General features: G+C 27.1%; 13 protein-coding genes. 7 read left to right on the top strand and 6 right to left on the bottom strand.

The annotated features are described in order from the left end of the window. Positions 1 to 15 precede the first annotated feature (15 nt). The 4 genes from AC5SL0_RS02695 to AC5SL0_RS02680 form a co-directional block, all read right to left on the bottom strand. Positions 16 to 243, bottom strand: coding sequence for a hypothetical protein (locus tag AC5SL0_RS02695; RefSeq protein ID WP_011282048.1), 228 nt, complete (start codon positions 241 to 243; stop codon positions 16 to 18). Between the two features lie 14 nt (positions 244 to 257). Continuing rightward, the gene (locus AC5SL0_RS02690; RefSeq protein WP_494618637.1) at positions 258 to 2156 is read right to left on the bottom strand and encodes a TolC family protein; all 1899 of its coding nucleotides are present in this window, start codon (positions 2154 to 2156) and stop codon (positions 258 to 260) included. Positions 2157 to 2260: 104 nt separating this feature from the next. Beyond that, positions 2261 to 2560 (bottom strand): preprotein translocase subunit SecG, encoded by a 300-nt coding sequence (gene secG, locus AC5SL0_RS02685; protein ID WP_006996993.1) that lies wholly within the window; start codon positions 2558 to 2560, stop codon positions 2261 to 2263. A 5-nt stretch (positions 2561 to 2565) separates the two neighbouring features. Then, positions 2566 to 3306 (bottom strand): triose-phosphate isomerase, encoded by a 741-nt coding sequence (locus AC5SL0_RS02680; protein WP_494618635.1) that lies wholly within the window; start codon positions 3304 to 3306, stop codon positions 2566 to 2568. A gap of 56 nt (positions 3307 to 3362) precedes the next feature. On the opposite strand from AC5SL0_RS02680, the gene AC5SL0_RS02675 reads away from it, so the two are divergent. From AC5SL0_RS02675 to gltX, 7 genes are all read left to right on the top strand, one after another. After that, positions 3363 to 4784, top strand: a complete 1422-nt coding sequence (locus AC5SL0_RS02675) for a SurA N-terminal domain-containing protein (RefSeq protein ID WP_494592559.1) — start codon at positions 3363 to 3365, stop codon at positions 4782 to 4784. Then, positions 4784 to 6238: an anthranilate synthase component I gene (gene trpE / locus AC5SL0_RS02670; protein WP_494618633.1), complete on the top strand. Its 1455-nt coding sequence runs from the start codon at positions 4784 to 4786 to the stop codon at positions 6236 to 6238. The genes AC5SL0_RS02675 and trpE overlap by 1 nt, the downstream gene beginning before the upstream one ends. After that, the gene (locus AC5SL0_RS02665; protein WP_018414084.1) at positions 6238 to 6813 is read left to right on the top strand and encodes an aminodeoxychorismate/anthranilate synthase component II; all 576 of its coding nucleotides are present in this window, start codon (positions 6238 to 6240) and stop codon (positions 6811 to 6813) included. The genes trpE and AC5SL0_RS02665 overlap by 1 nt, the downstream gene beginning before the upstream one ends. Beyond that, positions 6810 to 7802 carry an anthranilate phosphoribosyltransferase gene (gene trpD / locus AC5SL0_RS02660; RefSeq protein ID WP_006996998.1) on the top strand — a complete coding sequence of 331 codons (993 nt, stop codon included), beginning with the start codon at positions 6810 to 6812 and terminating at the stop codon, positions 7800 to 7802. Before AC5SL0_RS02665 ends, trpD begins: the two co-directional genes overlap by 4 nt. After that, the gene (locus AC5SL0_RS02655) at positions 7795 to 8586 is read left to right on the top strand and encodes an indole-3-glycerol phosphate synthase TrpC (RefSeq protein ID WP_027306564.1); all 792 of its coding nucleotides are present in this window, start codon (positions 7795 to 7797) and stop codon (positions 8584 to 8586) included. The genes trpD and AC5SL0_RS02655 overlap by 8 nt, the downstream gene beginning before the upstream one ends. An 88-nt stretch (positions 8587 to 8674) precedes the next feature. Continuing rightward, complete coding sequence (gene lexA / locus AC5SL0_RS02650) at positions 8675 to 9352, top strand: transcriptional repressor LexA (RefSeq protein ID WP_006997000.1); 678 nt, start codon at positions 8675 to 8677, stop codon at positions 9350 to 9352. A gap of 22 nt (positions 9353 to 9374) precedes the next feature. Next, complete coding sequence (gltX, locus tag AC5SL0_RS02645) at positions 9375 to 10775, top strand: glutamate--tRNA ligase (protein ID WP_494618630.1); 1401 nt, start codon at positions 9375 to 9377, stop codon at positions 10773 to 10775. Here the strand turns inward: gltX and lpxB are convergent. Both lpxB and lpxI read right to left on the bottom strand, forming a co-directional pair. After that, complete coding sequence (gene lpxB, locus AC5SL0_RS02640; protein WP_494618628.1) at positions 10752 to 11888, bottom strand: lipid-A-disaccharide synthase; 1137 nt, start codon at positions 11886 to 11888, stop codon at positions 10752 to 10754. The genes gltX and lpxB overlap by 24 nt on opposite strands. After that, entirely contained in the window at positions 11885 to 12670 is a 786-nt protein-coding gene (lpxI, locus tag AC5SL0_RS02635; RefSeq protein ID WP_494618626.1) for a UDP-2,3-diacylglucosamine diphosphatase LpxI domain-containing protein, read from the bottom strand. The genes lpxB and lpxI overlap by 4 nt, the downstream gene beginning before the upstream one ends. Position 12671 lies beyond the last annotated feature (1 nt).

The following is a 12671-nucleotide window of genomic DNA, read 5'->3' as shown; positions in this document are numbered from 1 at the left end:
TTTTAGGTTTTTGGGTCAATTGGTTCTTCGTCTAATTTTACCAGTTATTGTTTGTCCTGGTTTTGCAATTGATTTATTGGGTGTCTTTCTAATACCTCCAATTTTACCTGTTATAGTTTGTCCTGCTCTTGCTTTAACCACACGAGGTAATTTATGTGTTTTAGGTGCATTCAATATGTTTCCTGAAACTTTTTTTTTATTCGAGGCAACTTTAACCTTAATATTCTTTGTAATTTTCTTCATTAGATCTCCTTAATTTATTGGATTTTTGAAGCTTTAACTATTTCAGCTTTTTCTTTTAATGTGGTACCTATTATTTTTGCTAAATCTTTTTGGCTCTTTAAAATTGGATCCACTATCAAAGTAAATTGATCATCAACTGTAGAATTGATATTTTTTGCATTAACAATAAGATCTATTTCATGAATATCGCCCTTTAGTACCGAGTCTATTAAAAACGCTCTTTGCGTTGGTAAAAAATCTATCCAACTAGGTAATGGTTGATCATTTGCTAATCTTGCTGAATATTGAACAGAACCTTGACCTTCAAGTTTGAACGTTTTATCTGAAAATTCAAATTTTTTATAATTTTCATCAAATTGTTTAGCAACTGGATTTTGTTTTTGAATAGGTTCTGTTACTTTTGCAATGTATTTTTTACCTAAACCACTAAATTTATTCTTAATTTCATATGCAAATAATTCCGTTCCCCCTACTATGGTGTCTCTGGTGGTAATATCAATTCCAACTGATGTATAAACTTGTGCAATTGAATGTTGCATTTTAGAAAATGAAATATCTCTTCTTAGTTCAGCAACAAGAGTACCCGCTTCTTCTCTAATTAATTCTAACTCACCAAATCTTGCAATTTTTTGTGCGTTTCGAACTTGGTTGGCAATTTTTGTTGAAACTTTTAAATAACGTTCAGCCGTATCATATTCTTCCATGCTCATTTGAAAATCAATATTTGCTAAATGAACTTGTGATAAGATAGCCATAGATAAAGCAAGACGTTGTTCTTTAATAATTTCTGTATTTGCCTCATTCATTTTCTTAATCGATGGTGCTCTAAAGACATTTAATAAGTTTGCGCCAACTGAAGAACCAAATTCAAAATTTGATTTATTTTGTAGATAATCATTTGAAGAACTTGTGAAAGCTGCGTTAATATTAAAATTAGGTAACAAAGATCTTAATCCAACTTTAGTTTCAGCAACGGATATTCTTTCTTGATATCGATTTTCTAATAACTCTGCTCTACTAACTAAAGCATGTTTTTCCATGTTTTTTAAATCCATGTCTAAAATATTGATAGGTTGATTGGTTGCTACTAATTTATAGCTTTGGTTGGGCAACAATCCCATTAAGGTTCCTAATTCAATTTTAGAATTAATTAAAGTTTGTCTTTGTGTAATAAGAGCTCTCTTTATATCTAGCAATTCTTTTTGATACAAAAGTGCATCCATTGGTTTTTGTAGCAACATCTCTTCTATTTTTTGAGAGTCGCTTAAAGCTATTTTTACTTTTTTAATTAAAGGATCGTATTTTTGAATTAACTTATCTGCAGAAAGAGCATTCCAATAAGATCGAATAACTTCTTTTGCAATATTGTTAGCTGATTTTTTTTCTATCTCTTTTGCAATTAAAAATCGATCGCTTGTTTGCCCTGCTCTGATATAAGACAAACCAAAATCAAGTGCGTTCCAAGCAAAACCTATATCTTGATCAACAACATCTCTATTTCGTGATGTAGAGTATGTAGACCCTTTGGATGCTGCTATATCATTATTTCCAACAGTTGCACTTGTGGATGATTGATAATTGTCACTTCCAGAATAACCTGCATTAGCTGACATGGTTGGTAACATGTCAAACTTTACGTCTTTCAATTGACGGTCCGCTAATGCGGTTTCGAATAATTTTACTTTTAAATCTTTGTTATTTTCGATTGCAAGGGCGATCGCTGTATATAAATCAATGTCTAAGTTTTTTTGTAATATTTCATTTTGCTTTCTAATTTTTGAAATTTTTTCAATATCTTCATCAGCAGATTTCTTTAAAAAATCAAAAGAAAATGGCAATGGGCCTCTATTGGCGCACGAAGCCAACAAGCTAAGGCTTAAGATTAATACAATTTTTATAATTTTTTGGTACACGAACTCTTTATAAATCATTAGAAATATTCTAATAAAGGTTGAGTGACCAGTTTGGGGTTTTAAAGGGAAAAAAGTATTTATTTCTTAAACTTTTTTTTAATTTTTTAATTATTTTCAGGAATTGAAGGTGTATCACTAGACTTTTCTTCAATGATATCCAAAACTGATTCAGTAGGTGTTAACTCACCTCTAGATATAATTGTTAAAGCTAAGCTACAAATTATAAATAAAGTTGCAACTACTGCAGTAGCCTTCCCCATAAAATTACCTGCAGATCTGGAAAGCATAAAATTATCCTGAGAGACACCTATGCCAAGAGCACCACCTTCTGATTTTTGTACAAGTATCAAAAGTACAAGTATTGTTGCTAGCACTAAGTTGACTACTAATAAAATATTTTCCATGTGGCTTAACTATACGTTTTTTTGACTATATCAATAAATTTTTTAGCACTTTGAGATGCACCACCAATCAAAAAACCATCAATATTATTAATTTTTTTTAAGTTTGTAATATTTTCAGGGTTGACTGAACCTCCATATAAAACTTTTGGCAATTTATCTCTAAATTTACTTTTAATAAATTCTATAGTTTTAAAAAGATCATATGATTTTGGTATAATGCCACTGCCAATAGCCCAAACAGGCTCATAAGCAATAAAAATATTAGATTTATTTTTAATATTTTTTAGACCAATTTTAATTTGTTTAGATAAAATTGAACGTGTCTTTTTTTTTCTTTTTTCACTTAAAGTTTCACCAATACAAAAAATAACTTTTAATTTAGCTTCGAGAGCACTTTTTATTTTTAGATTAATTAGTTTATCACTCTCACCTTGTTTTCTATTTTCAGAATGACCAATAATTACAAAATGCGCACCAATGTTTCTTAACATACGGGAATTAACATGGCCAGTGTGAGCACCATAATCTTTGCTTTCATGACAATTTTGTCCACCAATACCAATTTGACAATTATTAAATTTTTTAGCAAAAGAACTTATTAAAGTATTTGGAGGGCAGTAAATTAATCTACCTCCCTTTATTTCTTTAGATTTTGAAAATCTAATAACTTTATCCAATGTATTTAAAGAAGATAAATTCCCATACATTTTCCAATTAGCTACAAAATACATATATTTATTTGTCATAATGAAAAATTTAATCTATAGCTTGGTATTTTAAAGATCAATAAATTAATGAAGTAATGATAAATCCTTTTAAAAATTTTTCTAAAAAGAAAATTGGTGGTCTACTACTAATTTTTGTAATTATAGTAGCTTTTGGTTTTGGTGGTTTTGGTGGAGGATTTAGCACTGGCAATCAAAACAACATAGCTAAGATAAATAATACTAATATTTCTACACAAGATTTTATGGATTATTTAAATGAAACGGGATTAAGCCAACAGGTAATTAAAGAAAATATCGATAAAAATATTATAGAAGAACTTTTATCTACATTAGTATCCACGACTCTTCTTGATCTTGAAATAGAAGAACTTAATCTTTCAATCACAGAAGACGTATTGATTAGAAAAATTAAAAATAATAAAAATTTCCATGATGAAAATGGATTATTTCAAAGAACATTATATGAAAAATTTTTATTAACAAATAATTCTTCTGCAGCCATGTTTGAAATACGCTTGAAAAATAATGAACTTCAAAAACAATTATTTACCTACATAAGTGGTGGAACAAAATCACCAGAATTTTTAATTAATAAATTTTATAAAGAAAATAACAAAAAATTAGATATCGAATATATCGATCTAAGTACCTTTTATAAAAAAAAGGAAATGTTTACAGATAACGATATTAAGTTTTTCGTTGAAGAAAATGCAGAAAAATTAAAACAAGATTATATTGATTTCTCTTTTGTTGAAATTAGCCCAAAAAACTTACTAGGTATTGATGATTTTAATCAAGCATTTTTTGATAAAATTGACGATATAGAAAACCAAATATCAAAAAATATTGACTTTAAAACTATAGTTAAAAATTTGGATATTTCCCCTACCGAAGTTAACTCATACATAAATCTTGATAATAAAAAAATAATAGAAAATATGATCTATAATTCAAGAGAAGATAAAATTGAAATTCTTGAAAATAATGGTGCTTATATTTTTTACAATATAAATAATTCAATCTCTAAATTGCCAGATCTTGAAAATCCTATAATTAAAGAACAAATTACAAATCTTCTATTTCAAAAAGAAAAGTTGGAATTTAATAAAAATATTTTAGAAAAAATTAATAAAAAAACATTCAATCAAGTGTCATTTGATGAGTTTGGCAAAAACAATATAAAAGAAATTAAGCTAGATTCTATAAATGATACTAAAAAATTTGAGACAAACTCAATTCAAATACTCTATTCTCTTCCTATTAATTCTTTTACATTAATTGCAAACAATGAAAATGATGTGTTTATTGCAAAGACTATAAAATACGAAGAAAAAAACATTAACAAAAATTCTGCTAATTTTGGAAAAATATCTTCTGAAGAGGGAGCTCAAAGTAAAAATAATATTTTAAAATCATATGATTTATTTTTAAATAACAGATACCAAGTTGTTGTGAATGAAAAAACACTTGAGCGAGTTAAAAATTATTTTAAATAATGTTAAACAGAAACTTTAATGATTTTAAGTTTCAACATAAAAGAAACAAAAATCAAATCCTCTACACCACTAGGAAAATAAGAAATGATGACGAAATCCTAAATCTAATAGATAATTTTCTTCTAGAAAAAAATAGTTTTGTTTTTGAATCCGTAGAAAAGGGAAAAATAAGAGGTAGATACACTATTTTTGGTAAAAACCCTGATAAAATTTGGGAGTTCAATAATAACAATTCATATTTAGTTACAAACAAAACTAAAAAAAGAATTAAAGGAAAACCTGAAAAAATTATAGAAAAGATAATTGAAGAATTTAAATTTAAGATACCATCAGGGCTTCCTCCTATTAGTTCATTAATTTCTGGTTATTTTTCTTATGATTCAATTAGATACATAGAAAAAATTCCAAACAAATGTAGAGATGATTTAAAACTACCTGATGTAAGGCTTTTAAGACCAAGGGTGTTAGTTGTCCACGATAACTTGAAAAAAAAGATTTTTTATATTGTTAATATCTTTAAGGATGAAAAAATTACAAACTATAAGAATAAATACCTTGAAATTGAAAAACAAATAAATGAATTATTAATTCAAGCTTCTCTCCAAAAAAAAGATTTTAATAAAGCCATTGTCAAAAATATAAAAATTAAATCTAATACAACCAAAAATAAGTTTTTAAAGATGGTAAACAAAGCTAAAAAATACATAAAAATTGGAGATATTTTTCAAGTCGTCTTAAGTCAAAGGTTTGAAGCTAAATTGTCTAAAAGACCATTAGAAATTTATAAAAAACTTAGAATTACTAACCCATCTCCATTTATGTATTTTTTTAATTTTGATGATTTTCAAATTATAGGCGCTAGTCCAGAAATTTTAGTAAGACTAAGAGATAACAAGATTACTGTTAGACCAATTGCTGGAACTAGACCTAGGGGTAAAGATTTAAAAGAGGATAACTTTTTTGCAAAAGATTTGCTTAAAGATAAAAAAGAACTTTCTGAACATTTGATGCTACTTGATTTAGGAAGAAATGATGCTGGTAAAGTTTCTAAAATAGGAACAGTTAAAGTGACAGAAAGTTTTATGATCGAGAAATACTCTCATGTAATGCATATAGTTTCCAATGTGATGGGTATTTATAATAATAAAATTTCAAAATTTAAATCACTACTTGCTGGATTTCCTGCAGGGACTGTTTCTGGTGCACCTAAAATTAGAGCTATGGAAATTATTGATGAGCTAGAAACCACTAAAAGAAAAGTATATGCTGGGGGTATAGGTTATTTTTCTGCGAATGGTGAGTTTGACACATGCATTGCATTAAGAACTGCTGTTGTAAAAAATAAAAAATTTTATGTCCAAGCTGGTGCAGGAATAGTAGCTGACAGTAATCCAATTAAAGAATACGAAGAAACTGTTAATAAAGCCAAAGCTTTAATGAATGCATTAAAATAATGAAAATTTTATTAATAGATAACTATGATAGTTTTACATTTAACTTATATCACTATGTATCATCACTAGGCGTTAAAGTTGATGTGGTTAGAAATGATAAAATCACCCATACACAAATACTAAAAATTAAATATGACAAAATTATTATATCACCAGGACCAGGTAATCCAAATCAATCAGGAAATTGTATTAAAATAGTAAAAGCACTTTATAGAAAAATACCAATTCTTGGAGTATGTTTAGGTCATCAAATTATTGGCCAAGTTTTCGGTTCAAAAATTATTCAAGCAAAAAAGTTAATGCATGGGAAAACTAGTTTTATAAAATCAAAAAAAATAGGTATACTTAAAAATCTTCCCTCTAAATTTGAAGCTACAAGGTATCACAGTCTTATAGTTGATAAAAAAACGTTATCTGATCATCTTGAAATTACTGCAGAAACTGAAGATGGAATTATCATGGGCATAATGCATAAAAAATATAATATTCACGGTGTTCAATTTCACCCTGAAAGTATAAAAACTACCATTGGAATTAAAATATTAAAAAATTTTATTAATTACAAAAGTAAATGAAAGTTTTCATAGATAAATTAAAAGATAAACAAGACTTATCGTTTGCTGAAAGCAAAAATGCTTTTGAAATACTAATGGATGGTAAAGCATCAGATGATGAGATATTTGATTTTTTAACTCTACTTTCATCTAAAGGTGAGAGCTCAGATGAAATTGCTGGAGGGGTTTTTGTTTTAAGAGATAAATCTAAAAGAGTTAACGTTAATGACTGTATTGATACATGTGGAACGGGTGGAGACGGTATGAACACACTTAATATTTCAACCGCTTCAGCACTACTTCTATCTAGTATGGGGATAAAAGTTGCAAAACATGGCAATAAAGCTGTTTCCTCTAAATGTGGTTCAGGAGATGTTTTGGAAGCTTTAAATATAAAGATAGATTTAGAGCCTAAAGATATTGAGGAACAAATTGAAAAAAATAACTTTGGTTTTATGTTTGCACCTAACTATCACAGTGCAATGAGATTTGTTGGTCCTACTCGAAAAAAAATAGGAAAAAGAACAATTTTTAATATGATTGGTCCCTTAAGTAGTCCTGCACTAGTTAACAGGCAAGTAATTGGTGTTTTTGATAAAAAACTATTAAAAATTTTTGCTAATGCTTTGAATAATTTAGATATTAAATTTGCCTGGATTGTAAATAGTGAAGATGGATTAGATGAAATATCACCCTATTCAAAAACTAATGTTGTTCAATTAAAAGATGGTAAAATTTCTGAAATATTAATTGATCCTATAAAACTAAATATAGGTGCAAATAAATTTGAAGATTTACTTGGTGATGATGCAAAATTTAACGCAAATAAAATGTTAGATATATTCAAAGGTGAGGATAATGATTTTTCAAAGGCTGTTTGTTTAAATGCTGCAGCAGGTCTTATCGTTTCAGAAAAATATACAATTTTTATTGAAGCTTATAACGAAGCAAGAACACATATATTGTCAGGAAAAACATACAATGACTTAAAGGAAATTCAAAATGTCTAAAGATGTACTAGAGGAAATTATTAAAAAAAAAATTGAAAAAGTTGATTTATTAAAAAAATCAATTTCATTAAATTTTTTAAATGAACAAATAGATCAAAATAAATCATTTATTAACTTTAAAGATAAAATTCAAAACAACATTGATAATAATAAAATCTCTCTAATTGCAGAAATAAAAAAGGCAAGCCCATCTGCTGGTATTATAATTGATGATTATAACCCTATAGAAATAGCAAAAATCTACAATAACAATAAAGCAACATGTTTATCAATTCTTACTGAAGAAGATTTCTTTTTGGGCAGCCTAAGTGACATTAGTAAAGTGAAAGAAAAAATAAATTTACCTGTTTTATGTAAAGATTTTTTTATTGATAAATTTCAAGTACCTCTTGCAAAAAGTTATGGTGCGGATGCAATATTAATTATATTAGCTGGTGTCTCTGACGACCTTGCTAATGAATTATATGAAGAAGCAATGAGACTTAATATGTCAATAATTGTTGAGGTCCATACAATTGAAGAAGCCAAAAAAGCTCTTAACTTTAAAGAAGCATTAATTGGAATAAATAATAGAAATCTTAAAACTTTAAAAACAGATCTTAATACAACTTATGATATCTATAACGTCTTAAGTAATCACTCCTCCCCTTTAATTTCTGAAAGCGGCATTAAAACAAAGGAAGAACTTCTTTCTTTAGAGAACAAAACAGAAATAAAAACTTTTTTAATTGGTGAATCACTTTTAAAAAATTTAAATAAAAATTCTATTTTTTCCGTTCTCTAGTAAAATAAGCCCCTATTTTAAACATTTTTTAGCTATTGCAGAATTAAAAGAACACTTGTAGAACAGATTTTGTACTTTATTTGTTCTTATGCTAACTAAAAAACAAAAAAACCTGCTTTTATTCATCAACAAAAAGTTGAGAGCCTCAGGTGTATCTCCTTCATACGAAGAAATGAAAGATTCTTTAAATTTAAAGTCTAAGTCAGGAATACACAGATTAATAAGTGCCTTAGAAGAAAGAGGTTTTATTAGAAGGTTGGCTCATAAAGCTAGAGCTTTAGAGGTTATAAAACTTCCTGAAACAGCTTCTGCTAATGATATTTACAATAGCTTTTCACCTAGTGTTATCAAGGGTGGTCTAGATACAGAAAATACTAACTTAAATGAAATGGAAATACCTGTATTAGGTAGTATAGCAGCAGGAACACCTGTGGAGGCAATACAAAATGAAGTTTCTCGTATACCTCTTCCAAGCAATCTTGAAAAAAACGGTCAATATTTTGGTCTAAAAGTTCAAGGTGATTCAATGATTGAAGCTGGTATTAATGAAGGTGATACTGTTATCATAAAAAGATCTGACACTGCTGATAATGGTAAAATTGTAGTAGCTTTAATAGATGAACACGAGGCAATGTTGAAAAGAATTAGAAGAAAAGGAAAAACTGTAGCGCTTGAAAGTGCTAATAGAAACTATGAAACCAAAATATTTGGACCAGATAGAGTAAAAGTTCAAGGTGTTCTTGTATCTTTATATAGAAACTTCTAAGAAAATAGTCTAAAAATCATTGATGTCAAAAGTAGCAACAAGATTTGCTCCCTCTCCTACTGGAGCTCTTCATATTGGTGGTGTAAGAACTGCCTTATTCAATTGGCTATATTCTAAAAATAAAAATGGGACCTTTCATTTAAGAATTGAAGATACAGACAAGGAAAGATCTAAAGATGAACACAAAATTCAAATTATCAAGTCTTTAAAATGGATTGGCATTGAACATGATGGTGATGAATACATTCAATCAACTAAAATTAATGATCATGTAAATGTAGCTAATGAACTGCTAAAAAATGGACATGCTTATAAATGTTATTGTTCAAGTGATGAAATAGAAGAGCAAAAAAAACGAGCAAGACAAAAAAAACTTCCTTATGTTTACAATAGAAAATGTAGAGATCTTCAAGAGACTAATGCACCTACAATTATCAAACCAGTAATTAGATTTAAAAGTAAAATTGAAGGAACTTCAGTACTAAAAGATTTGGTGCAAGGAGATGTTGAAATTGAGAATACTACAATAGAGGATTTTATAATATTAAGAAATGATGGAACGCCGACATACAACCTTTCAGCTACTGTGGATGATCATCAAATGAAAATGACACATATAATTAGAGGTGATGATCATAAAATTAATACATTCAAACAAATACAAATATATTTAGCAATGAGTTGGGATCTTCCTAATTTTGCACATATTCCATTAATCCATACTATTGAAGGAAAAAAACTATCAAAAAGAGATAATGCATCAACATTGGACGATTACTCTAAAATAGGAATAATGCCTGATGCTTTAAGAAATTACTTATTAAGATTAGGCTGGTCTTATCAGGATAAAGAAATATTTACACTAAAAGAAAGCATTGAACTCTTTAATTTAGAAGGAATTGGTAAGTCTCCATCAAAGCTAGATATGAGCAGAATATTATCAATGAATGAACATTATATAAAAACTATTAATGAAAATGAACTTTACGATCATCTTGTAAAATATTGTGAAATTTATAAGGAAAAAATTAAACCTGAAAAAGAAACAAAAATTAAACCTTCATTAATCTTTCTTAAGAATAAAGCAAAAACATTAGAAGATATATTTAATAATGCTAGATATATAATTTTTGATGATGTGAAATTTGAAGATAAAGATTTAGAATTAATTGATAATAAAGCAAAAAATATCATAAAAGAGTTTAAGGAAAAACTAATTTCAATAAATACATTAAACAAAGAAACACTTGAACCAATAGTTAACGATTTAATTAAAAAATATGAAACTAATTTTAAAGGTGTGGGTCAGCCCCTAAGAATTGCTTTAACGGGATCAAAATTTGGTCCTGGCTTGTATGATATAATTATTTCTTTGGGTAAAGAAGAAGTGGTACGAAGATTAGGAAATAAGATAATTATTTAAGATTAAAGCTGCTTCACTTGATGAAGAAGATTTTGACTTAATTCCCTCTAAAGTTTTTTTACAATCAACTAATTGTTTTTCAATTAATTCTGGGTTTTTAAGAAAATATGTAACAGTTTTATATATCTCATCAGCATTACATTCTTTTTGTAATAATTCAGGTATCACCTCCTTGTCATTAATAATATTAATGATGTTTACAAATCTAACATTAACTAATAATTTAAATATCATAAAATTTATAAAACCTAATTTATAAATGATTATTGAAGGAATATTAGCACTAGAAATTTGGAGTGAAATTGTACCTGATTTAGAGACCGCAAAGATTGAATTCGATAAAACCTGATCTTTAATATCTTCATCTGAAATTATATCTATATTATCTAAATTAGTTTTTTTTACTTTATTGACTATAAATTCTTTATTTTCGTCTGTTGCATGAAAAACGAATAAATGATCAAGGTTTTGTTTGTTCATCAATTTAATAAAATTTAATAAAATTGGCAAAAGAACACTCGTTTCCGATTTTCTACTGCCTGGAAATAAAGATATAATTTTTTTATCTTTAGAAATTAAATTATTTAATGATGTAACTACATTATCTTTTTTTTCAATTAAGGGATGCCCAACAAAAGTATTTTTAATATTTTCTTCTTCAAAATATTTTTTTTCAAAGTTAAATAATAAAAGTATATGATCAATAAACTTTTTAATTTTTTTAACTCTATTTTTTCTCCAAACCCATACCTGTGGAGCAACATAATGGATTGTCTTTATGCTGTTATTGATATTTTTTACTTTTTCAGCAACTCTTAATGTGAAATCAGGACTATCAATACTAAATAAGATATCAGGATTAAATTTTATAATCTCCTCAACAGTTTTGTTAATTTTTTTTCTAATTTTAAAGATATTAAACAGCACACTAGTAAAACCAAGATATGTAATCTCTTTCAGATCAAATATAGATTTAATTCCTAATTTTTTAATATGCGTTCCACCTACTGACAAATATTCAATATTTGAATTATTCATTTTGAGTTTAGAAATAACTGTTGATGCTAGTTTATCACCAGAGGGTTCACCCGTTAAAATAAAAATTTTTTTCATATAATCTTAACAAAGATCTTGTTTTTATTAGCAAATGCTATGCATTTAGCCTTATCTAAAAATATATTTTTTTTAGATTTTAACACTATTCCTTTTAGGCCATATTTTTTACAATCCTTGAGAGTTTGAAGGCCAATAGTTGGTAAATCTATTCTTAAATCCTGTTTTTTTTTAGGTAGCTTAATCAATATTCCTTCAGATTTTTTCTTTAATTTTGATAACATTTTCTTAGTTCCCTGCTGGTCTTCAATAGCTAGAATAGTATTATTTTTAACAATGATTGCTTGTACGTGGTCTAGACTTTTTAGTTTATTAAAGTAAGTAATTCCTCTTTTAATAGAGTTAATGTCACTCTTATTAGCTTTTAATTTAGTATAATTTCCTCTTTTAACCGTTAGTTCAGGATTAAAAAAGACAGAACTAATAACTTTTATTTTTTCATTATCTAAAATTTTTATTATAGCTTTAATAATTGCTGCATCACCTAACTTTGCTGCTTTTAAGATACTAGGCATATAATAAATACCTTTAAGGTCCAATCTTAATGTTGAAAATTTTGGTTTTGCAATTTTACCTGCAAATAAAACATTTTTTGATTTTTTTTCTTTAATTAAATTTATTATTTTACCAAACCTACCAATACTTATTCGATTAGAGTTTATATCTTTTTTAAATTTATTATTTTTTGAAAAATCAATAATAAAATATTTTTTATTTAATTTTTTTATTTTTTTAAGAACAGCTTCTGAAAAATCTGTATCTCCTAAAAATAGTCCAATCATT

This window comes from Candidatus Pelagibacter sp. PS_16, assembly GCF_059417965.1.
The sequence above is the reverse complement of the archived record's forward strand: the minus strand, read 5'-3'. Positions and strand labels throughout refer to the sequence as shown.